Raw genomic sequence first — 22435 nt, 5'->3', positions numbered from 1 at the left:
GGCGGCATGACGGAGCTGCTCATCGGGACAAGCGATCGGCCTCGTTCTCGGAAACGGCGGCTTCATGCTTGCGGAAATTCGCCGCGATGGCCTCGCCGGTCGTGATCCAAAGGTCGGGGCAGGATTTCGCGTAGGTGAGAAACTCCCGCAGCAGGCGAAGCCGCATCGGACGGCCGCTGCATTGCGGATGCAACACAGTGGTGACCAGCGCGCCCCAGTCCCTGGTCTCGTCGAGCTCGTCCTTCCAGATCGAGAGCACATGCTCCTTGGGAAAGATCGGCCGCGGGCTGAATCGGGCGGACAGTCCGTGCATCCAGTCGTCGTAGCTGGCCGTCACCGGAAGTTCGATCGTGCCCGGCCGGCCGTCAGCGAGGCGATGGCGATAGGGCCGCACGTCGTCGCGAAATGACGAGGTATAGACGATGCCGTGGCGCACCAATGCCACGCGCAACTGCTCGGTAAACTCACCGTAAGGCGCGCGATAGCCGATCGGCCTGACGCCGAGCCGACGCTTGAGCGCCTCGAAACCACGCTCCAGCTCCTCCTCGATCCACGGATCGCCCGGATCCGGCAGCAGATGGTGGTAGCCGTGATGGCCGATCTCGTGACCGGCCTTGAGGATGGACTCGACCATGGCCGGATGCGCATCGACCGACCAGCCGGTGACGAAGAACGTCGCCTTGAGATCAAGCTGATCGAGCAGCTCCAGAAGCTTCGGCGTACCGACGCGCGCTTCGAAGCCGCCGTAACTCATGGTGATCAGGCGCTGCGCATGCAGCGCATCCTTGCTGGTCCAGGCACTCTCCGCATCCACGTCAAACGACAGGAACATCGCGGACGTATAGGGCTCGGGCCAGGGATAATGCGGGGCCGGCGGCGCCGTATTCGCCGGAACCAGGGGAATGCTCGCAAGCGCCTTACTGTCCAGCATTGATGGTCGCCTTCTCTATTCCGTTGTCGTTCAACTTCCACTTGGCAAGCAGGATGCGATAGGTGCCGTCCGCGATCAGCGCATCCACCGCTTCCACCATCGCCTGCTGAAGCGCCTTTTCCTTGACCGGCAGCGCAATCGCCGTAAACCCGGGCGTGAAGGTCTCGCCGACCGGCGTGTAGGCGCCAGGCTCGAGATCCATGATGTAGGGCAGCGTCTCGCTGCCCTGAACGGCGGCGTCGATGCGCCCCTGCTTGAGCTGGGTGCGGGCATCGGCCGAACCGTCGGTGCCGACGAACTGGATCGGATTGCTGACGCAATGCGCTTCGCTCCAGGCGGCGACCTGCGCGGGGAACGAGGTGCGGCGGCTGGCCCCGACCTTCTTGCCGCAGAGCGCGGCCGCGTCCTTGAACTCCGCCGCCCGCGATTGCTGCACGAAGAAATGAGGCCCGCTGCGCAAATAGTCGACGAAGGTCGCGGCCTCGTGCCGGCTCGCATAGTCGGTCATGCCGGACAGAATGGCGTCCACACGGCCCGTCGCGATCGACGGCATGAACTGGTCGAAGCTGGTTTCCTGCCAGACGATCTTAATGCCGAGCTTGCGGCCGAGCGCCTCGCCAAGCTCGACGTCGAAGCCCGTCAACGCACTGGTGGCCGGATCGCGGAACTCCATCGGCGGATAGTTCGGCACGATGGCGACCTTGATGCTGCCCTGCTTGGCGATGTCGGGCGGCAGTTCCACCGCCCCGACCGTAACAGTCGCAGCACCGATCAGCGCTGCCGCGAGAAGGAGCTTCATCATGAAGGTCGCCTCATCAAATCACCGCCGAGAGAAAGGATTGGGTGCGCACTTCCCGCGGCCTGCCGAGCACCTCTGCCGCGGGCCCGGATTCCACGATGGCACCCTGGTCCATATAGACGACCGTATCCGCGACCTCGCGTGCGAAGCCGAGCTCGTGGGTCACCACCATCATGGTCATTCCGCTGCGGGCGAGTTCCTTCATCACCGAGAGCACCTCTCCGACCAGTTCCGGATCGAGCGCGCTGGTCGGTTCATCGAACAGCATCAGCATCGGCTTCATCGCCAGTGCCCGGGCGATCGCCACCCGCTGCTGTTGTCCACCCGAGAGCTGCGACGGGTAGGCATCGGCTTTTGCCGCCAGTCCGACGCGCCGCAGCAGCTCGATGGCCTCCGCCCGCGCGTCGTCCCGCTTGCGGCCCTGGACCTGCACCGGACCTTCGGTGATATTTTCCAGCGCCGTCTTGTGCGGGAACAGGTTGAAGCGCTGGAATACCATCCCGGTCTTCAGGCGCTGCTGCGCGATCTGCCCGGCGGTGAGGCGGTGCAATCGTCCGCCCTGCTCGCGTAAGCCAAGCAGCTCGCCATTCAGCCAGATGCCGCCGCTGTCGACGGAAGTCAGCTGATTGATACAGCGCAGCAACGTCGTCTTGCCCGATCCCGACGCCCCGATCAGGCAAAGCACCTCGCCCGCCCTGACGTCCAGCGAGACACCGTTGAGAGCCTGAAACTCGCCGAAGTTCTTGCTGACCGAACGGATCGCGACGAGGGGATGGGTCATCGGGCCATCTGCGATGAGCCGCGGGCAAAGCGTCGCTCCAGCAGCATCTGCAACGGCGTCAAGACCGAGACGACGAGCAGGTACCAGAAGCCGGCGACGATCAGAAGTTCGATCACGCGCGAGTTCGCGTAATAGATATTCTCGGCGTTGTGCAGCACCTCCGGATACTGGATGACGCTAGCAAGCGAGGTCGCCTTGACCATGCCGATGAATTCATTGCCGAGCGGCGGGATCACAACCCGCATCGCCTGCGGCAGGATGATCCGGCGCAGCGCGCGCAGCCGTCCCATGCCGATCGCCTGCGCGGCTTCATATTGCCCGATGTCGACCGACAACATGCCCGCCCGCATCACTTCCGACGTGTAGGCGCCCTGGTTGATGCCGAGGCCGAGCAGCGCGGACAGGAACGGCGTCATGACGTCGACGGCACGCGCCGACCACAGGCCGGGAATACCGATCGTCGGAAACACCAGCGCGAGGTTGAACCACAACAGCAATTGCAGAATTAACGGAGTGCCTCGGAACAGCCATGTATAACCGGCGGCCACGGACCTGAGCACCGGATTGGGCGAGAGCCTCATGATGGCGGCGACGACGCCCAAAGCGATGCCGAGCACCATCGCGAGTATCGCCATCACCATGGTGTTGACGATGCCCTCGAGGATCACCTTCGCGGTCAGGAAGCGGCTGACATAACTCCATTCGATCTGGCCGTTGACGAAAGCACGCCCGATTGCGGCCAGGATGACGACAATCGCGGCCGCCGCAAGCCATCGCCCCCAGTGAACCCGCCGCGCGACCGACATCCCTGAAATGTCGGGAAAGCCTTCGGCGAGAACAGGTGCCACCCTCATTGCGTGGCCGCGTTCAACATGGGCTGCGGCACCGCGTTCGCACCCAATCCGTATTTGGCGAGAATGGCCTTGTAGGAACCGTCGGCTATCATTGCCGCAAGGTGTTGCGTCACGACCTCGCGGAGGGCAGCGTCGTCCTTCCGGAACATGATGCCCTGGTAACCCGTGGAGAACGGCTCTCCGACCACGCGGTATTTCCCGGCTTCCTGCTGCTGGGCGTAGGGCAGCGTCTCGCTGCCCTGCACGGCCGCATCGATGCGGCCCTGCTTGAGCTGGTTGCGGACGTCGATGCTGTTCTCGCCCGGAACAAATTGAATGGCCGGCTTGCCGCCGGCCTCGCAGTTCTGCTTGCTCCATTTTTCGATCTCGGCCGGGAAGCTGGTGCTGCGCGTCGTTCCGACCTTCTTGCCGCAGAGATCGACGGCCGACGTCGCCGCACTCTCCGCCAGAACAAAAAACTGCGGACCTGTGGTCAGGTAGTCGACGAAGTCAGCTGTTTCGCGCCGCGAACTGCGGTCCGAAATGCCGCTGATGACGAAATCGGCCCGCCGGGTCTGCAGCGAGGGAATGAGCTCGGCGAACGGCGTTTCGCTCCACACGATCTTGGTGCCCAGCCGCTTCGCAAGTTCGTCGGCGAGATCAATGTCGAGTCCGACGAGCTGGTTCGTCGTCGGATCGCGATACTCCATCGGAGCGTAGGTCGAATTGACGGTCAGCCGCAATTCACCCGCTTTCACGATCGCCTCAGGCAATTCACCGGCCTGAGCCGCCGCGACGGTGACAAGGGCAGCGAAACCGACGGAGAACAAAAAGCGCATCATCTCTCCTCCTTCCAGAACGCCACGATCGGCTTGGTCAAGTCAAACCGCATCGAGCGCAGCCGGTTCGACAACACCGGCGCGTTCAGTGATGACGGCGTACTGCTCGGGCCGCCGATGAGCGCCAAAATTGAACATCTTGTCCTTGCCCTGGCGGCAGAGGTCGAGATCGAGGTCGGCGACGACGACCTCATCCCCCAGCGTCTCGGCCTCGGCGACGATGCGGCCATTGGGATCGACGATGCAGGAGCCGCCGATCAGTCCGGAACCGTCCTCGTCCCCCGCCTTGGCGACCGCGATCGCCCAGGTCGCGTTCATATAGGCGTTGGCCTGCGTCACCAGCGTTGAATGGAAGGTCCGCAGCGCGGCGTCTTCCGTGGCGCCGCCGTTGGGGTCGTAGGCGGCCGAATTGTAACCGACGCAGACCAGTTCGACACCCTGCAGGCCCAGAACGCGCCAGGACTCGGGCCAGCGGCGGTCGTTGCAGATCATCATACCCATGATCGCGTGACCCCAATCGGGTCCGGCGCGAAACGCAGGAAATCCGAGGTCGCCATAGCCGAAATAGCGCTTTTCCAGCTGCTGGTAGCGCGCGCCGGCGCGCGGTTCGACCGAACCCGGCAGATGCACCTTGCGATAGCGCCCGAGGATCTCGCCGTCACGGTCGACCAGGATCGAGCAGTTGTAGCGTCGGCCGTCCGGGGTCTGTTCGGCGTAACCGACATAAAATCCGACGCGAAGCGCGCGTGCGCGATCGAACAGGCGCTGCACCGCCGGATTGGGCATGCCGCGCTCGAAATATTGATCGAGCGCATCGCCTTCGAGGTACCATCGCGGGAAAAAGGTCGTGAAGGCGAGTTCGGGAAACACGACCAGGCTCGCGCCGCGCGTGGCAGCCGTTTCCAGAAGCTCGAGCATCCGGCCAAGCGTATGCTCTCGCGAATCCGCTTTCTGCGTCGGGCCCATCTGGGCGACGGCGGCGCGGAGTATGCGTACCAAGTTTGCCTCCAACCTGTGCGGATTGCCTAGGCAAGAGGCGAATGCCCCCGCTCCGTCAGCGCTCCGGTGCGCCGCCCATTACGCGAAAACGGCCCGCTAATTGCAATCACCCGTGCTATGATATTTCGGGCGAGACAATAACCGGCAGTGATATGAACCTTCGCCAGTTGGAGATTTTGCGTGCGGTCATCCGCCACCGGACCACGGTCGCGGCCGCGGACGAACTGGCCCTGTCGCAGCCCGCGATCAGCAATGCGCTCAAGGCAATGGAAGCGCAGGCCGGCTTTGCATTGTTCGAACGTGTCAACAACCGGCTGTTCCCGACATCGGAGGCGATGGCGCTTTACAAGGAGAGCGAGGCGATCTTTGCGCTCCACGCCAAGCTTGAAAACCGCGTGCGCGATTTGCGGGAGTGTCGCTCGGGACTGTTGTCGATCGTCGCGACCCCGCCGCTGGCCTACAGCATCATTCCGCCCGCGCTGTCGGATTTCCTGCGTCACCGGCAGCAGACCCGGGTCTTCTTCGACGTTCGTCGCTATGAAGGAATCATCGAAGGGGTGACGAGCCGGGTCGCCGAACTGGGCTTCGTGCTCGGCCTGTCGCATCATCCAGGCATCGCCCATGAGGTGGTCCACACCGGCGAAATGGTCTGCGTCCTGCCGCCGAAGCATCCGCTGGCTGAGCGTCCCGTCATTTCCGCCTCCGACCTTGTCGGCTTGCCTTTCATCGGGCTCGAGCGCGGAACGCGATTGGGCGAAGCCGTGCGCGAGAGTTTTGCCCAGGCCGGTGCACCGTTCCAGCCGACCGTGGAGGTGCGATACTGCAATACGGCCTGTGTGCTCGCAGCCGCCGGCGTCGGCGCCGCAGTCGTCGATCCGTTTTCGCCGCGCCAAGGCGGCAACCACGACCTGGTTATCCGGCCCTTTACACCGAGAACACCGGCTGTCGCCCACATGCTTTGGTCGGAGGCAGAACCTCTGTCGCGCCTGGCCAAGGCGTTCCTGGACGAAGTCCGGCAGGCAAGCCGCGCTCTGGGCCCGGCCGGCGCGGGGCGTCCGCAGATCACTTGACCTGCGACTGCTCTTGAACTCTGGCTCCAATCCATCACAGGGAATTTAAGCTGGCTAGCGGCGCAGCTTGTATCCGGCGGCATCGCGATCCCAGGTGTCGGGTGTCATGCCGGCTTCGCGCAGCGCAACCTTTCGAATCTTGCCGTTCTCGGTGAGTGGCATTGCGGCGACGATCCGGACAAAGCGGGGAACGGCGAAGTAGGCCATCCGTCCCTCGCAGTGCCTGACCACGTCGACGGCATCGAGCGCATGGCCACCTTCGAGCTGAATGGCGGCGGCAACTTCGTCCTCGCCGAGTTCGGACGGTAACGGATAGACGGCACAGGCGGCGATCGCCGGATGCTTCAGCAGGACCTGCTCCACTTCCCAGGACGAAACGTTCTCGCCGCGCCGGCGGATCGAATCCTTCATTCGATCGACGAAACGGTAGTGGCCGTCCGCGTCGCGCACGACCCTGTCGCCAGTGTGAAACCAGAGATTCCGCCAGGCCTCGACCGTCTTGTCAGGCATCCCGAAATAGCCCGTCGCAAACGCGAATGGCTCGCGCGCGCGAAGCAGCAATTCGCCGGCCACACCGTCAGGCAAAGCCGCATCGTCGGGATCGGCGATACATGCGTCCACGCCGTCGGCGAGGTAGCCCATGGTGCCGGGGCGGTCGGACGGGATCGAGCTTGCGAATACGAAATTGGTCTCCGTCGAACCGTAGCCGTCGAGCAGCGGCACGCCGAAGCGCGCGAGAAACGGTGCGTGAAACTGGCCGGGGACGCCGCCGCCGAGCGCAACGCGAAGGCGGTGCGCTTCGTCATCGGCGGACGGCGGCTGCGCGAGCAGCATCACGGCCATCGCGCCCAGCAGATAGCCGACGGTCGCCTGGTGCCGTCGCGCCGCGGCCCAAAAGCCGGACGCAGAGAATTTCGGCTCTAGCACATAAGTGCAGCCGTTGAGGAGCGCCTGATAGAACGCATTCAACGCGTTGGTGTGGAACAGCGGCAGCGTCGTGAACAGGATATCGCCCTCAACGATGCCGAGCGCGCGCGCCGAATAGACGCCCCACCAGAACATCTGCGCCTGCGGGCAGCAGACGCCCTTGGAGGGACCCGTTGTGCCCGACGTGTAGAGGATCGCGACGGTGTCGCCGGGCCGCGCCTGCGCAGGCGGTGCGCCCTCCCCGAGCGTTGGCGGTGGCGCAACCAATTGCGGCAAGGCGCCGCCTCCGAGCGTCCAGATCACATCCGGCGGTGCGACATCGCTCTCCAGCGTTGCCAGGGCCGGCCTGAAGACCACGTCGATCACCAGCAACTTCGGCCTGGAGTTGCGCAGGATGTGGCTCAACTGAATGCCGCGCAATGCCGTGTTGATCGGCACGCTGACGGCCCCCATCCAGGCACAGCCGAGATAGACCTCGAGGAATTCAGGCCGGTTCGAGCACATCAACGCGACACGATCGCCGGCGCGAATTCCGGCCCGCATCAACCGCGCGGCCGACGCGGCGGCAATCTCGGCCGTCTCGGCATAGCTCCATCTGACTTCGCCAAAGACGAGAAGCGTGCGGTCGCCGTATTGCGCGGCCTGCCGCGTCAGAATGGTCGAGAGGATCCGGTCCGCCGGCGGAAAGCGTTCTGCTGCCTGCGGCCAGATCGGTCGGCCCGGCCGTTGCCCGGCCGCACTGCTGTCACCTGCCTGCACATGCGCCTCCACCGATTTGCTGCGCCGATCCGCTGAGATCACTACTGGCCAGCGAGATAGTTTAGGCTTAAAGTATTCACCAAAGCTGCCGCCACAGCAAGCGCTGCGTGCGGGTTCCGGCCGCCGTCCGGCGCGGCAGGCTGGAGGCATCAACAGGAGCTATGCCCGCAATGAGTCGCGACATTCTCGATCGCTTGCCCTATCGATCGCCATCCGACGCCTTCGCGGCCAGCGCTGCCAGACGGCCGGACGCGCCGTTCCTGCTGGCACCTGCAAGCGCGGGACTGCCTTACGCACCGGACGGATTCACGATTGCGTACGGACCGTTCAAGACGGAGGTCGATCGTCTCTGCGCGGAATACGCCGCTGCCGGCTATGGACGCGGTGCGCGGGTCGCCTTGCTGCTCGAAAATCGCCCGGTCTTTTTCCAGCATTGGCTCGCGCTCAATGCGCTCGGGGTTTCGATCGTCCCAATCAACCCCGACGTCCGCCCCGATGAGCTATCGTTCCAGCTCGAGCTGTCGCAGGCCGACCTGCTGGTGGCGGCGACGGATCGCATGCAGGTGACCAAGGGTGCCGCACTCGGGCGCGCCCGCCTGATCGACACCGACAGCCGCATCCCGTCCTGCGAGAGCGAAGTCGCGGCCCAGGATCCCGACTTCAACGGCGAATGCGCCTTGCTGTTCACGTCAGGCAGCACCGGCAAGCCGAAAGGGTGCATGCTCTCGAACCGCTATTTTCTCGGGGTTGCCGACTGGTATCTCGCGCAGGGCGGTGTGGCCGAGCTGCAGCCGGGCAGCGAGATCAACCTGACGCCATTGCCGATGTTCCACATGAACGCACTCGGCTGCAGCGCCGTCGGGATGATGGTGCTCGGTGGCGCGGTGGTGCCGCTCGACCGCTTTCATGCCAACCGCTGGTGGCAATGCGTCGCCGACAGCGGCGCGACCGTCGTGCATTGTCTCGGCGTGATCCCGGCCATCCTGCTGCAACTGCCGGTGACCGAGGTTGAAAGGCAGCATCGCGTGCGTTTCGCCTTTGCGCCTGGGGTTGATGTCCGCCACCGTGCCACCTTCGAAGAGCGTTATCGCATTCCGATCGTCGAAGCCTGGGCGATGACGGAGACCGGAGGTGCCGCGGCCACGACCACGGCGCGCGAGCCGGCCGGGTTTGGCGCGCGCTGCGTCGGCCGGCCATCCGAAGGCATGGAGTATCGGCTCGTTGACGATCAGGGCGCCGATGTCGCGCCTGGAAAACCCGGCGAATTGCTGGTCCGCGCCAAGGGCGACGACGCGAGGGCCGGATTCTTCAGCGGCTACCTGAAGGACGAGGAAGCGACCGAAACAGCCTGGCAAGGCGGCTGGTTTCACACCGGGGACCTCGTCTTCGCCGACGAAGACAGGCTGATGTATTTCTTCGACCGCAAGAAGACCATCGTGCGGCGCAGCGGCGAGAATATCGGCGTGCTCGAGGTCGAAAGCGCGCTCTACATGGACACCCGCATCGGCGGCTGCGCGGTGACGCCCGTTCCTGACGACATCCGCGGCGAAGAGGTTTTCGTCTTCATCGTTCCGAACGCGGAGGTCGACGACATAACCGCGCTCGCGACCTCGATCGTCAAGACCTGCGCCGAGCGCCTCGCCTATCACAAGGTGCCCGGCTATGTCGCAATCGTCGACGAGTTGCCGCTGTCGTCGACGCGCAAACTCGCCCGGGGCGAGATCAAGACGCTCGCGGCCGCGGCCGTCAGCGCCAACCGCGCGATCGATCTGCGCGCGCTCAAGGCCAAGCTCCGGCACACCTGAGCAGCAGGCTGCTGCCCTCGAGCATGATCCGGAAAAGTGGGAACCGGTTTTCCGAGCAGATCATGCTCAAAACAAAAGAGATAAAGCGAGATGAGGCTTCGAAGAAGCACCATCTCGCTTTATTGCAGCAGCTTGTACTTTCCGTTTTCGATCTGGACCAGGATCCGTGCGCGCTCGTCGACCCCGTAACGGTCGGCCGGCGTGTAGGTGTAGATGCCGTGCGTGCCGACCACATCCTTCGTCGTGAACAGCGCCTCGCGCAGCGCGATGCGAAATGCCGGCGTGCCCGGCATCGCACCTGTCGCCTTTGCGCGTTTGGCCGCATCCATGAACACCAGCCAGCCATCGAAGGCATAGGGCGAAAACGCGTCGGCTGGCGGTTCGCCGTTGGCCTTCTCATAGGCCGCGCGGAACGCAAGCGCGACTTTGCGGATCGGATTGCTCTCGGGAAGTTGCTCGGCTGCCGTCACTGGTCCGGTTGGGCAAATGATGCCCTCTGCCGACTTGCCGGCAAGCCGCAGGAAGTCGGCGCTGATCATGCCGTGATTGCCGTAGAGCGGGCCTTTATAGCCACGCTCGGACAGCGCAATCACGGGCAGCGCGCCGGGCGTTCCGGTACCACCCAGCATGACCGCATCAGGGCGTGCGGACAGCGCGCGCAGCACCTGCGCGGTGACCGAGTTGTCGGAACGCGCATAGCGCTCGTTCGCGATCACCTTGATCCCGGCCTTCTCGGCGCTTTGCAGCAGCGAATTGTACAAGAGGTCGCCGAACGCGTCGGAGAAGCCGATGAACGCCACGGTCTTCACACCGCGGCTCGTCATGTGATCGACGATGCCCTGGACGAGAAGCGACGTCGGCTGCGGTGTTTGTACAACCCACGGCCCGCCCTCCCCGGCCGGCACCGGCGCGATCGGCGAGATCGCCACCATCGGCACCTTCATTTCGATCGCCGCAGTCGCCATCGCCAACGTCTGCGGCGCGCCTGACGTCCCGATCAGGAAGTCGACCTTTTCCTGTTCGACCAGCTTGCGCGCGTTGCGCGTCGACGCCGCCGGATCCGAGCCATCGTCGAGCTGGATGACGCGAACCTTCTCGCCGTCGACCTCGCCGATATACGCCTGGCCCGCCGCCAGCCCCTTGGCGTTCGGCACGCCGATCGACGACACCGGTCCGCTCAGGCCGGTGACGAAGCCGACCAGGATTTCAGCGCGTGCCGGCGCCATGAAGCCGAGCAGGAGCGCAGCGCCAACCAGCAAAGTCTTCTTCTTGTTCATCATGTCACTCAAAGTGGGCGGAAAGGCTCAAGCCTGCCCGACGGGCAGCAGCGCGAGCACGCGCAGCGGACTGCCGGAGCCGTTCTGGATCTTCAGCGGCGCGGCAACGATCACCGCGCCGGTCGGAGGAAGCTGATCGAGATTGCACAGGCACTGCAGACCGTAGCGCCCGCCGCCGTGCAGGAAATGGTGTGCCGGATAGGGCGGATCGAGATGACCGGCCTGACCGGCATCGGTCCCGATCGTCTCGGTGCCGAGGCCGATGATGCCGCGCTCCTCGACGAGCCACCGCATCACGGCAGCATCCGGCCCCGGCGTGTGTGCGCCATCGTCCTTCAGATTGGCATAGTCGCGCCAGCCCTTCTTCGACCAGTCGGTGCGCAGCAGCACCCAGTGACGCGGCGGAATCCGACCGTGGCTCTTCTCCCAGGCCTCGACGACGGGAATCGTCAGCAAGAAATCCGGGTCTTGCGCGGCCTCGGCCGAACAATCGATCACGCAGGCCGGCGCGATCATGTCGCTGACCGGCAGCGTGTCGACTGAATTGTTCGGCAGATCCTTGCCGGTGAACCAGTGGATCGGCGCGTCGAAATGCGTGCCGGTATGCTCGCCGAAGGTCAGGTTATTCCAGTACCAGGCAGGACCAGCCGCATCGTATTGCGAAATCCGCTGGATGCGCACCGGCGCGGCCTGGCCGAACTCCGGCGGCAGCACGATGACCGGGAAGTCCGGACTGAGAGTGAAGGTCAGATCGACGACGCGCACCGCGCCCGATGCAACGGCATCGGCAAACTGCATGAGATTGTTGCTGTCCATAGCGCTTCTCCCGTTTTCGACAATTCCGTCTATGACCCGAGCTCGCGCTCGAGGGCCTTGGGGTTGGCCGCAAGGCGCTGGCGAATATCCTCGGCGACATCGCCCACGAACACATCCTCCAGTCCGCGCTTGAGCGCCGACACGATCGAGGTCGCGACCATTCGGGGAGCGACCTTCGGCGGCGGCACCGTCTGGAACCACTCGGTATCGAGCGGGCCTGTGAACACATTCACCACCTTAACGCCGCCGGGCCGCAGCTCCGCGCGCAGGCAGTGCGACAGCGAGAGTGAGGCCGCCTGCGACGCCGAATACGCGCCGAACACCGGCCAGTTCGCCAACGCATAGACCGACAGGATATTGACCCATGCGGCGGCGCTGTTGACTCCGTCGGAGCCCCGCATCCGCATCGCCGGCCCGAACGCCTGCGCCAGGTGCACGAAGCCGAGATAGGTCTGGTCGATCTCGTCACGTACGACGCTAGTGCCCTGGCGATCGAGCAGCCCGCCGACGCGGACATGCTCTGATGTGTTGACGAGGATATCCACCTTGCCGCCGATATCGGCCGCCAGATCCGCGACCGACTTCTCGTCGCCGATGTCGAGTGGTACGATCTGGACGCCCTCGAGCGCGCGCAATGTTTCCTCACCGCGGAACGGCTTCCACGGTTCGGCGACACCAACGAACACAATCGACGCACCGGCCGCCTTCAGCGCGGTCACCACCTCCTGACCCACGATGCTCCGCCCGTTCGTCACCAGGACGCGCCGGAACTTCGGATCGGCGGTCATCTCCCGCCACTGCCTGTCATCAGTCATGTTGGGGGTCTCACGTTCGGGGTGCGCAAAGGCCACGGCCTGCCCGCTCTTGTCCAATTGAAACGACATCGTGACCGGCCGCCCCTCTTCGCAGTCGGCGTGCAGATGCGCGACCAGTTTCGGCCCGCAGTCCATCGCGACCAGGCCGACGCGCCACGGCGCGCGTTCGCGGAAATACACGTCGGCAGGGACGTGCAAGGTGGTTTCGCTCAACAGCATGCCGCGCCGCGGTGCATCGACAAAGACGAGATCGGCGGACAGACACGAAGGGCACGCATCGCGCGCGGGATAACAAAAGGTGCTGCAGGCACCGCAGCACTGCAGCACGAAGCGCCCCTCGGCGGCAGCGCGCGTGAAGCCGTGCGACGCACGGCTGCGGGCGCGCGGTGGCGACATCGGCAGCCGCGTCCGCGAGAGCGGGTTCTTCCGGCGCGGTTTTGCGATCGGTTCGATCATATACCCGGTCCCGCGAGGATCGCCGCGCCCGAGGCGAGGCCGCGATCATAATTGATCATTCCGAAGCCCGACGCCAACCCGATGCGCGCATCCTTGACCTGCGTCGGACCGGCGAGCCCAAGCACCTGGCGCATCGCCTCGACCACCCCGAGATAGGCACCGCCAGCGCCGGCCTGCCCGACCGACAATTGACCGCCGGAGGTGTTATGCGGGAAGGTGCCGTCGATTGTCAGGTCATGCTGCCGCACAAAATCCGGCCCTTCGCCCTTGCGGCAGAAGCCGAGATCCTCGAACTGCATCATCGAGATCACAGGGTAATCATCATAGGTCTCGACGAAATCAAGGTCGTCCGGCTTGACGCCGGCCATCGCGTAGAGCTCGTCGACATCCATCGCCCAGCCGCCACGCACCTGAACAGGGTCATCGCCGAACGCATTGTGCCGCTCGATCGTGGCGAGAATTTTGGCGGCAGGCAACTTCAGCGACGCCGCGACATCCTCCCCCATCACGAGGAATGCCTCCGCGCCAGCGCACGGCATCACGCAGTCGAACAGATGGATCGGGTCGGCAATCGGCCGTGCCGCCATGTATTGCTCGATGGTCAGCGGCGTTTTCATCAGGGCGTGGGGATTGCGAAGCGCGTTTGCGCGCTGCGCGACGGCGATCTTGCCGAAATCTTCGCGCTGCGCGCCGAATTTGCGCATGTAATTGCGCGCGATCAGCGCAAAGCTCGCATTGGCGCCGCCGGCGCCGTAGGGATAGACCGCGTCCTGGTTGAAGCGCGAGAAGTTCTCCAGCGTGAAGCGGAACGAATCGACGTGGTTGGTGTCGCCGGCCACGCAGGCCACGATGCGGGCATCGCCTGCCTGCACGGCCCGCGCGGCACGCCGTAGCGCGGCAATCGCGCTGGCGCCGCCAAGCGGAATGGTGTCGAGCCATCGCACGCACAGGCCGAAATGCTGGGTCAGGCTGATCCCGCTATCGAGCCCTGCCGTGAAGCTCGACACACAGAACCCGTCGATGTCGCGCGGCGTGATCCCGGCACCATCGACCAGCGATTTCAGGGCCCGGCCGATCCACCATTGCGCGCTCTCGATCGAGTAGCGCACATAGGGGATCGTCACCGGAACCGCCATCACGACCCGGTCATAAGGTGTGCGGATGGAGTTCTGCATCGGATTGCCGGATTCCTGTCGTGAGGCTGCTCAGAGTACGGTCAGCGTGACGTCGATGTTGCCGCGCGTCGCATTCGAATAGGGACAGCGTTCGTGGGCGCCGGCAACGACCTCCTCGGCGACGGATTTCTCCACCCCGGGGATCAGCACCTTGAGTTCGACGGTCAGCGCATAGCCGATTGCGACCGGACCCATGCCGACCCTGGCGGTGACGGTCGGTTCTGCCGACGGCATGACCTTGCGAGTGCGCGCGACGAGCTTTACCGCGCCGAGAAAGCACGCCGCATAGCCGGCAGCAAAGAGCTGCTCTGGATTGGTCCCCGGCCCGCCCGGGCCGCCCAGCGATTTCGGCAGCGACAGCGACACCGCGAGAAGCCCGTCGTCGCTCACGGCCTTGCCGTCGCGTCCGCCGGTTGCCATCACCTCGGCTTCATACAGGATCTTGTCAGGCCGCAGCATGGTTGTCCTCAGCGTATCTTGGAGTCGGTAGCTTGCGTGCGCGCCACGAGTGCGCGAAAATCCTGGCGCGCCCGGTCATTGGCGAGCGCAAAGCTCGGCCCCCGGCTCGGTTCGGTGCCGTTAAGGCGCTGCAACTGCACCCACATTTCGGCGCTCTTCAGCGCAACCGCCGCGCAGTTGACCACCGGCGCATGACCAATCTTGAATCCCTGTTCGCTCGCAATCAGCAGGCCGGGCAACACACCGGCCGGAATGATGACGTCGGCGCCGCGATCGACCAGCGGCTGCGCGCAGGCCGCAAAGTCGTTCAGCATACGCGCTTTCGCAGCCGCATCGCCGGCAAACGCGGCGCTGAAATCCTCCGGCCGGCAGCCCATGCCGGTGACGTGCACCACACGGCCGCTCAGACCATAGCGATCGGCCTGCTCGTAATGCCAAACCTCGAAAGCTTGATCGAGCGTGATAAGGCCAAGCCGCCGTCCAAGCTGCGACGCCGCCAGCAGCGTCGCCTCGCCGGCGCCGACCACCGGCACAGTCAGCGCCGAGCGCAGCTCGTACAATCCGGGATCCTGGAAGTGGCCCATGACATAGGCGTCGAAGCCGCGCTCCTGTGCCGCGAGCCCATTGTCGACCGCCTGGATCGCGCAACGGAATTCGCTCAAGCGGCCGAAATCGCGATCGGCTGGCGTGATGCCCTCGACATGGACTGACGTGCCGGGCGCGGCGATCTCATTCAGATAAGTCGCCAGCCGCGCCATGTAGGGCGCGCTCGTGGCCTGGTCGACGAAGCTCTGCCAGAAGATGCGCACAGCGGATATCCTGTTCACAGGCAACCGTGCCGATGCTCGAACCGCCGAAGTGGGGGCTGACGACACACGCATGCCTGTCATTGTGAACGCGTGCCGTAGCGATGGCACCGTCCCGTCGACCGAATTATTTCAACCACAAAACAATTTTGGCGTCAATTGAACGGCACGATCACGCACGCCGCGCATGGCGGCAACGGTTTGCCGAAACGACAGGCAGATCGCGCCTTTCCCTTTTGCATAAGCGAATTCGGCTTTCGTGACAGCACCTGCCGCGACCAACTTTTCCGCAAAGGGTGTATTGACGTTCGGCCGACAGATACTTTAGACTTCAAATAATTGACAGGGCCGACGCCGCGTGGGCGCACGCCGCGTCGTCAGGGACGTCGATCAGGGGTTTCTCCAGCGTGGCTGAGATCATCGACCTCGGAACAACAGGTGCTGCCGGCGGGGTCCCCCTCGCCCGACGCGGCCGCGTCGTGTCAGGGTTTGGCGACGTGAGCAGCCACGAAGTCTCGCACCAAGCCGGCGAATGCCTCCGGCATCTGATCGGGAAGCGGCACCATGCCTCCTGAGAGCTCGCGCAGGATGCTGCCGTCGATCGCACCGGCGACCTTCGGAGCCACCGGATGAACGTGTGGATCGCCCGTCGGAGCAATGACCAGCGTGGGGCACCGGATGAGTCCCAGACGGTCCTCCATCCGATAGCGATTCACCACCCGGTGGCCCTCGGCCGCCATCTCGCCAGACCGCAGCGCGTCGATGATGAAGCGCTGCAACAGATCGGTATCGCCGGCCGGATAAAATGGCTGACGGCGCGCCCAGAGCTCCGTGAGATGAGCGCCGTCGCTCCGCGTCTCGACATCGTCGATGACCCGCATGCCCTGGTGCTTGGCGCGGCGCGCCGCATCGACGAAGGGACAGGCCGAAAGCACCAGCGCGCTCACCCGCGCCGGTGCCGAAGCGGCCATTTCCACAGCGATGACAGCGCCGGTGTGATGTCCGACGATCGCGGCGCGCGGCAATTCAAGCGCGTCGAGCAGCGCCAGCGCGGTCTGCGCCCAGGCTTCGATCGAAGGTTCGCCGGTCGGCCGGTCGGAATCCCCGAAACCGGGCGTGTCCATCGCAATCGCGCGAAAATCGTGGCCGAGCAACGGCAGCACGTCGCGATACTCGTCCCACGAACGCGGCGTCTGGTGCAGCAGCAAGACGGGAAACCCATTTCCCGTCATGGCCACGTGAATGCGGCCAAGCTGCGTCGTGACGAAGCGGCGTTCGACGTGAGAGCCGGCTTTGCTCGTGGTCATTTCATAGCTCCTACTTCGATCCAACCTTACATTTCGCTCAGCTAGCGGCTGTTTTCAACCAAGGGGAACGCAATGCGCAAGATCTTGAGTTTGGCTGCACTGTTCGGCGGCCTCGTCGCGGCCTCGACCGCACAGGCCGACATCACGGTCGGGTTCGTGACCTCGCTCAGTGGACCCGGCGCCTCGATCGGCATCCCCTATGGGCGGGGTATCCAGGCCGCGCTCGAATACAAGGGCGAGGTCAACGGTGAGAAGATCCGGCTGATCCAACTCGACGACGGCTCCGATCCCTCCGCCGCGAGCCGCGCCGCCCGCAAGCTCATCGAAGAAGAGAAGGTCGATCTGTTGATCGGCACCGCGACCGCGCCCTCGACCATCGCCATGATGGCGGTCGCGACCGAGCTGAAGGTGCCGATGATCGCCGTCTCCCCGATCATCGGACTGCCGGACCCGGCCGATCAATGGGGCATCTGCGTTCCGCAGCCCGCCTCGTTGCTGGTCAAGGTCGTCGCCGACCGCATGAAGCGCGATGGTATGAAGAACATCGGCTATATCGGCTTCTCCGACGCCTGGGGCGATCTCGTCTATAACGGCGCCAAGGCGGTCGAAGCCGATGACGGCATCAAGGTGCTGACCAACGAACGCTATGCACGCGTCGATACCTCGGTCACCGGCCAGATCCTCAAGGTGCTCGCGACCCGTCCCGATGCCGTCCTGGACGGCGGGTCGGGCACGCAGGGCGCGCTGCCGCTATTGGCGCTTGCCGACCGTGGCTTCAAGGGCAAGACCTACGGTACGGTGGCGCTGGTCAATCCCGATTTCGTGCGCGTCGGCGGCAAGGCCGCCGACGGAATTCAGGTTTCCGCAGGTCCCGTCATCGTGGCCGAGCAGCTTCCAGACACTCATTTCGCCAAGAAGCTGGCGCTCGAGTTCCGTGCGGCCTACCAGAAGGCCAACAACCTGCCGTCGACGGACGGTTTTTCAGCCTATTCCTTCGACGGCTGGAAGATCTTCACAGAAGCCGCGGCGCGCGCGTTGAAGACCGCGAAGCCCGGCACTGCCGAATTCCACAAGGCGCTGCGCGACGAGATCCTGAACACCAAGGAAATGCCGGGCGTGCATGCGATCTACAACTTCAAGCCCGGCGCCTATCACGGTGTCGACGAACGCGCGCTGGTGATTGTCCGCCTGGTCAATGGCGCCTGGACCTACGAGCCCTGAGCGAGAGCACCAAAGGACGATCAAAGGCATGACGGCAGACATCGCAGCGATCCTCGCGGTCGATGGAATAGCGACCGGGGCAATCTATGCCCTGGTCGCGATCGGAACCGTGCTGATCTTCACCGTCACGCGGGTGATCTTCATCCCATTCGGCGACATCGCGGCCTTCACCGCGCTGACGCTGGCTGCGCTCGACGCCAAGCAGCTGCCCGGGACGGTCGGGCTGGTCGTCGTGCTGGCCTGCATGGCCTGCCTGATGGAGGTGACGTCGCTGGCGCGCGCGGGCGAGCTTCGCGCGATGCCGAAGGCCGTGCTCGGCTATCTCGTGCTTCCCCTGGTCGCGGTCGGGATCGTCTGGCTGGCGATGCGCTTCAACCCACCGATGCAGATCCGGATCGTGCTGGCTCTGCTGCTCATCCTGCCGGTCGCGCCGCTGCTGGACCGGATCGTATTTCGCCCGATCGCGGACGCGTCGGTTCTGCTGCTGCTGACGGTCTCGGTCGCCCTGCATTTCGCGCTGGTCGGACTGGGGCTGATGTTCTTCGGCCCCGAAGGCGTCAGGACCGAGCCGCTGACCTCGCTTGCGCTTGATATCGGCGACGTTCACGTTCCCGGACAAACCGTGCTGATCCTGACGGCGGCGCTGGTGTTCAGCGGCCTGCTATTCCTGTTCTTCGATTTCACCCTCCTCGGCAAGGCGCTGCGCGCCACCGCCTTCAATCGGACCGGCGCGCGGCTGATGGGCATCAGGCCGGCGCGCGCCGGAACCATCGCCTATCTGTTGGGATCGCTGATGGCGGGCGTCTCCGGCATCCTGATCGCGCCGGTCAACACGATCTTCTACGACTCCGGATTCCTGATCGGGCTGAAGGCCTTTGTCGGCGCCATCGTCGGCGGCCTGGTCAGCTACCCCGGAGCCGCGCTCGGGGCGTTCGGCGTCGGCATTCTCGAAAGCTTCGCTTCATTCGAAAGCAGCACCCTGAAGGACGTCATCGTGTTCTCGCTGCTGATCCCCGTCCTGCTCTGGCGCTCACTCGCCACGCAGCATTCCGAAGAGGAGATCGAGGAATGACCCGGCTGCAAATCCGCCTCATCATTGCAGCAGTGGTCGCCTGTCTCATCGCGGCGCCCTTCGTGCTCAATCCGTTCAGCATCACATTGCTGAACTACGTCGGCATCTATGCGCTCGCAGCGATCGGGCTTGCGCTGTTGACCGGGGTCGGCGGCATCGTGTCATTCGGCCAGGCCGCTTTCGTCGGCATTGCAGCCTATTCCACGGCGTGGGTGACGGCGCTGAACGGCTATTCGCCCTGGCTCGGACTGCTGTTGGCAGTTGTCCTGACCTGCAGCATCGCAGCGATGCTGGGCCTCGTGACGCTGCGCCTGCAGGGCCATTTCCTGTCGCTGAGCACGGTCGCGTGGGGGCTGGCGATCGCATTCCTGTTCGGCAACATCGACGGGCTTGGCGAACATAACGGCATTTCGGGCCTTCCCCCGATCTCGATCGGCCCGGTTGCCCTGGTCCAGAGCTGGCAGATCTATTTCCTGATCTGGGCGATCGTCGCTGCGGTCCTTCTGCTTTGCTACAACCTCTTGGACTCCCGCATCGGCCGCGCGATGCGGGCACTTCGTGGCGGCAATACGCTCGTGGAAAGCCTCGGAATCAGTGCATTCCAGATCAGGCTCCTGACGTTCGTCATCGCCGCTTTCTGTGGCGCGCTGTCCGGATGGCTCTACGCCCATCTCGGCCGCTTCGTCAGTCCCGGACCGTTTGATGCCAGCATGGGCATCGAATATCTGATGATGGCGATGGTTGGCGGCGCCGGCAGCGTTTTGGGCGGTGTGGTCGGCGCTGCGATCGTCACGCTGCTGAAGAACTCCGTGCAGGACTACCTTCCGCTGATCGCGAAAGGTGCCTCGGGTCAGCTCGAGATCGTGGCATTCTCGGCGCTGTTCATCTTGTTCCTGCAACGCGCGCGGCAAGGCATCGTCCCCTTCATTTCCGGCCTGCTGCCGGATCTGAAATTGTCCCGCCCGGAGCAGGCCGCCCCGTTGCCGCGCCGCGAGCAGCCGGCACCCGGCACCCCGCTTCTCAAGGTCAGCAGCGTGCAACGCCGGTTCGGCGGCCTGGTCGCCGTCAACAATGTCAGCTTCGAGGTGCGGTCCGGCGAGATCCTCGGCCTGATCGGCCCGAATGGTGCCGGCAAGAGCACGATGTTCAACCTGCTCACCGGTGCGCTTCGCGCCAACAGCGGCGAGATCAAATTCGCTGATCGATCGATCACCCGCGACCCGCAATTCCGTATCGCGCGGTCCGGGATCTCCCGCACCTTCCAACACGTCAAGCTGCGCCCGCACATGACGCTGCTCGACAACGTGCTGCTCGGCACCTACTCGCGCACCAGGACCGGCCTGCTCGCCGGCGCCCTGCGCCTGAATCAGGCGGAAGAAGCCAGCGCGCGCTACGAGGCGTTGCAGCAACTCGAACGGGTCGGGCTCGGCGACAAGCCGTTCGAGTTCGCCGGCAACCTGCCGCTCGGCAATCAGCGCGTGCTTGAAATCGCCCGCGCGCTCGCAGCCGATCCGACGCTGCTCGTACTCGACGAGCCCGCGGCCGGGCTGCGCCGTCAGGAGAAGCAGAAGCTCGCCGAATTGCTGCGCTCGCTGCGATCGGACCATCTGACGATCCTGCTGGTCGAGCACGACATGGAATTCGTCATGTCGCTGGTCGATCGCATCGTCGTGCTCGATTTCGGTTCAAAGCTCTGCGAGGGCGGACCGGCGGCGATCCGCAGCGACGCCCGGGTCCAGGAAGCCTATCTCGGAGGGGTCGCATGACGCAGATGCTCTCGATCGAGAATGTGTCCGTCGCTTACGGCAAGGTGGAGGCGGTGCGCAACGTCTCGCTGTCCGTCGAGCAGGGACAAATTGTGACCGTGATCGGCCCGAACGGCGCCGGCAAGACCACGCTGCTGATGGCGGCGATCGGCTTGCTGCGGTCCACAGGACGGATGCTGTTCCAGGGCGCCAATCTGGCGAAGATCGATGTCGAGGGCCGCGTCGAGCGCGGCCTCTGCTTGGTCCCTGAGAAGCGCGAGCTGTTCGCCGACATGTCGGTCGCCGACAATCTGTTGCTCGGCACCTACAGCCTGCGCGATCGCTCGACGACACGGAAGAGCCTCGACGACGTCTTCGACCGCTTCCCGCGGCTCAAGGAGCGCAGCAAGCAGGCCGCCGGCACGTTGTCGGGCGGCGAGCGGCAAATGCTCGCGCTCGGCCGCGCGCTGATGGCGAAGCCGAAACTGCTCGTGCTCGATGAACCCAGCCTTGGGCTGGCGCCGCTCATCGTGCGCGAGATCTTCCGCACCATCGCCTCGCTGCGCAGCCTCGGCGTATCGGTCCTGCTGGTCGAGCAGAACGCGCGGGCTGCGCTGGAGACCGCCGACTACGGCTATGTGCTGGAAACCGGCGAGATCATCCAGTCAGGGCCCGCGGACACCCTGATCCACGACCCGAAGCTGATCGCGGCCTATCTCGGCGGGCATTAGAGACCAAGAGCGGGACTAAAAACTGCGAAAACAACCCCATGCAAAGTAGGAGTGGGGCCTCGCATGATCGGGACACACTAGGTCGTGTACCTATAAACCCGACGGCGTCGTGTGATTGGTGACTACGTCCGCTTCGCTCCTCTTCAAACGTTGATTTTCGAGGACCGGACGAAGATGTTCGTCTCGCTATTCCAGATACGGCGTCAGCACATTTTCGATCCATTTCATGAACGCGCGGACTCGGCGCGACAGATTGCTTCGATGTGCTACGACGAGGGACACAGCGAGCGCCCGGCGACGAAAATCGGGTATGATCTCCACAAGCGCTCCACTCTCCAGGTATCGGCCAATCCCCAAGAGTGGCGCCTGAATCAGGCCAAGGCCGGCGAGGGCAGCGGCTTCGTAGGTCTGCGCACTGTTAACGTGTAGCGCACCTGGCAACTGAAGCGTCGCGTAGCCGTCGCCGTCCGGATATTCCCATCCATAGGGTCTTGCGGCCAGCATCGTCGAAAAATGAATTGCCCGATGCTCCTGACGCTGGAGATCTTCTAGCGATCGGGGGACGCCATAGCGCGCTAGATAGGCGGGACTGGCAGCGTTGACCATACGCAACCGGCCCAGCGGGCGGGCGATCAGCGTCTCGTCCCTTATGGATCCAAGCCGCAATACACAGTCGAACCCCTCTTGAACCAGATCGACCTGCCGATCCGTACTCGACACCTCCAGCTCCAACTCTGGATGAGCCGCCATGAAATCCGGTAAGGCCGGCACGATCGTTGTCCGTGCCACCTCGGTCGGAAGATCGACGCGTA

The 22435-nt window shown here is 64.4% G+C and carries 21 protein-coding genes; 6 read left to right on the top strand and 15 right to left on the bottom strand.

The features are described 5' to 3' along the window. Positions 1-19: 19 nt before the first annotated feature. From UP09_RS19965 to UP09_RS19940, 6 genes are read right to left on the bottom strand one after another with little or no spacing between them, the layout of a single operon-like run. Complete coding sequence (locus UP09_RS19965) at positions 20-931, bottom strand: polysaccharide deacetylase family protein (RefSeq protein ID WP_044539993.1); 912 nt, start codon at positions 929-931, stop codon at positions 20-22. Continuing rightward, the gene (locus UP09_RS19960) at positions 918-1733 is read right to left on the bottom strand and encodes an ABC transporter substrate-binding protein (protein ID WP_044539992.1); all 816 of its coding nucleotides are present in this window, start codon (positions 1731-1733) and stop codon (positions 918-920) included. The genes UP09_RS19965 and UP09_RS19960 overlap by 14 nt, the downstream gene beginning before the upstream one ends. A 13-nt stretch (positions 1734-1746) precedes the next feature. After that, entirely contained in the window at positions 1747-2511 is a 765-nt protein-coding gene (locus UP09_RS19955; protein WP_044539991.1) for an amino acid ABC transporter ATP-binding protein, read from the bottom strand. Beyond that, the gene (locus UP09_RS19950; protein WP_044539990.1) at positions 2508-3365 is read right to left on the bottom strand and encodes an amino acid ABC transporter permease; all 858 of its coding nucleotides are present in this window, start codon (positions 3363-3365) and stop codon (positions 2508-2510) included. Before UP09_RS19950 ends, UP09_RS19955 begins: the two co-directional genes overlap by 4 nt. Beyond that, positions 3362-4186 (bottom strand): ABC transporter substrate-binding protein, encoded by an 825-nt coding sequence (locus UP09_RS19945; RefSeq protein WP_044539989.1) that lies wholly within the window; start codon positions 4184-4186, stop codon positions 3362-3364. The genes UP09_RS19950 and UP09_RS19945 overlap by 4 nt, the downstream gene beginning before the upstream one ends. Before the next feature lie 39 nt (positions 4187-4225). Further along, a complete protein-coding gene (locus UP09_RS19940) occupies positions 4226-5182 on the bottom strand; it encodes an N-carbamoyl-D-amino-acid hydrolase (RefSeq protein WP_082070209.1) in 957 nt (318 codons plus the stop codon). 152 nt (positions 5183-5334) lie between these two features. Here UP09_RS19940 and UP09_RS19935 point away from each other — a divergent pair, with 152 nt between their 5' ends. Then, a complete protein-coding gene (locus UP09_RS19935) occupies positions 5335-6252 on the top strand; it encodes a LysR family transcriptional regulator (RefSeq protein ID WP_044539987.1) in 918 nt (305 codons plus the stop codon). Between the two features lie 54 nt (positions 6253-6306). On the opposite strand, the gene UP09_RS19930 is transcribed toward UP09_RS19935, so the two are convergent. Further along, positions 6307-7938: an ATP-dependent acyl-CoA ligase gene (locus UP09_RS19930; protein ID WP_245302074.1), complete on the bottom strand. Its 1632-nt coding sequence runs from the start codon at positions 7936-7938 to the stop codon at positions 6307-6309. Positions 7939-8108: 170 nt separating this feature from the next. On the opposite strand from UP09_RS19930, the gene UP09_RS19925 reads away from it, so the two are divergent. Then, a complete protein-coding gene (locus UP09_RS19925) occupies positions 8109-9743 on the top strand; it encodes an AMP-binding protein (protein WP_044539986.1) in 1635 nt (544 codons plus the stop codon). Positions 9744-9862: 119 nt separating this feature from the next. Here the strand turns inward: UP09_RS19925 and UP09_RS19920 are convergent, their stop codons facing one another. The 7 genes from UP09_RS19920 to UP09_RS19890 form a co-directional block, all read right to left on the bottom strand. Beyond that, positions 9863-11020, bottom strand: a complete 1158-nt coding sequence (locus UP09_RS19920) for an ABC transporter substrate-binding protein (protein ID WP_044539985.1) — start codon at positions 11018-11020, stop codon at positions 9863-9865. A 27-nt stretch (positions 11021-11047) separates the two neighbouring features. Continuing rightward, positions 11048-11836 carry a cyclase family protein gene (locus UP09_RS19915; protein ID WP_044539984.1) on the bottom strand — a complete coding sequence of 263 codons (789 nt, stop codon included), beginning with the start codon at positions 11834-11836 and terminating at the stop codon, positions 11048-11050. A 29-nt stretch (positions 11837-11865) separates the two neighbouring features. Then, entirely contained in the window at positions 11866-13047 is a 1182-nt protein-coding gene (locus tag UP09_RS19910) for an SDR family NAD(P)-dependent oxidoreductase (RefSeq protein WP_349643917.1), read from the bottom strand. Positions 13048-13103: 56 nt separating this feature from the next. Next, positions 13104-14282, bottom strand: coding sequence for a thiolase family protein (locus UP09_RS19905; protein WP_044539982.1), 1179 nt, complete (start codon positions 14280-14282; stop codon positions 13104-13106). Positions 14283-14312: 30 nt separating this feature from the next. Further along, on the bottom strand, positions 14313-14741 hold the full coding sequence (locus UP09_RS19900; RefSeq protein ID WP_044539981.1) for an organic hydroperoxide resistance protein: 429 nt from the start codon (positions 14739-14741) through the stop codon (positions 14313-14315). 8 nt (positions 14742-14749) lie between these two features. Beyond that, positions 14750-15550, bottom strand: coding sequence for an aspartate/glutamate racemase family protein (locus UP09_RS19895; RefSeq protein ID WP_044539980.1), 801 nt, complete (start codon positions 15548-15550; stop codon positions 14750-14752). A 479-nt stretch (positions 15551-16029) separates the two neighbouring features. Beyond that, entirely contained in the window at positions 16030-16854 is an 825-nt protein-coding gene (locus tag UP09_RS19890) for an alpha/beta fold hydrolase (protein WP_044539979.1), read from the bottom strand. Between the two features lie 72 nt (positions 16855-16926). Between UP09_RS19890 and UP09_RS19885 the strand changes: the two genes are divergently transcribed. Genes UP09_RS19885 through UP09_RS19870 form a run of 4 tightly spaced genes read left to right on the top strand, consistent with a single transcriptional unit; the run spans position 16927 to position 21623 of the window. Next, positions 16927-18075, top strand: a complete 1149-nt coding sequence (locus UP09_RS19885) for an ABC transporter substrate-binding protein (RefSeq protein WP_044539978.1) — start codon at positions 16927-16929, stop codon at positions 18073-18075. 28 nt (positions 18076-18103) lie between these two features. Further along, on the top strand, positions 18104-19147 hold the full coding sequence (locus UP09_RS19880; RefSeq protein WP_044539977.1) for a branched-chain amino acid ABC transporter permease: 1044 nt from the start codon (positions 18104-18106) through the stop codon (positions 19145-19147). Further along, entirely contained in the window at positions 19144-20913 is a 1770-nt protein-coding gene (locus UP09_RS19875; protein ID WP_052833144.1) for a branched-chain amino acid ABC transporter ATP-binding protein/permease, read from the top strand. The genes UP09_RS19880 and UP09_RS19875 overlap by 4 nt, the downstream gene beginning before the upstream one ends. Continuing rightward, positions 20910-21623: an ABC transporter ATP-binding protein gene (locus UP09_RS19870; RefSeq protein ID WP_044539976.1), complete on the top strand. Its 714-nt coding sequence runs from the start codon at positions 20910-20912 to the stop codon at positions 21621-21623. Before UP09_RS19875 ends, UP09_RS19870 begins: the two co-directional genes overlap by 4 nt. A 186-nt stretch (positions 21624-21809) precedes the next feature. On the opposite strand, the gene UP09_RS19865 is transcribed toward UP09_RS19870, so the two are convergent. Continuing rightward, positions 21810-22435, bottom strand: a 626-nt coding sequence (locus UP09_RS19865; protein ID WP_044539975.1) for a LysR substrate-binding domain-containing protein, incomplete at its 5' end; no start/stop codon positions are given.

It is taken from the genome of Bradyrhizobium sp. LTSP885, from assembly GCF_000938305.1.
Taxonomy (GTDB): domain Bacteria; phylum Pseudomonadota; class Alphaproteobacteria; order Rhizobiales; family Xanthobacteraceae; genus Bradyrhizobium.
This window is presented reverse-complemented; position numbering and strand designations above follow the sequence as displayed.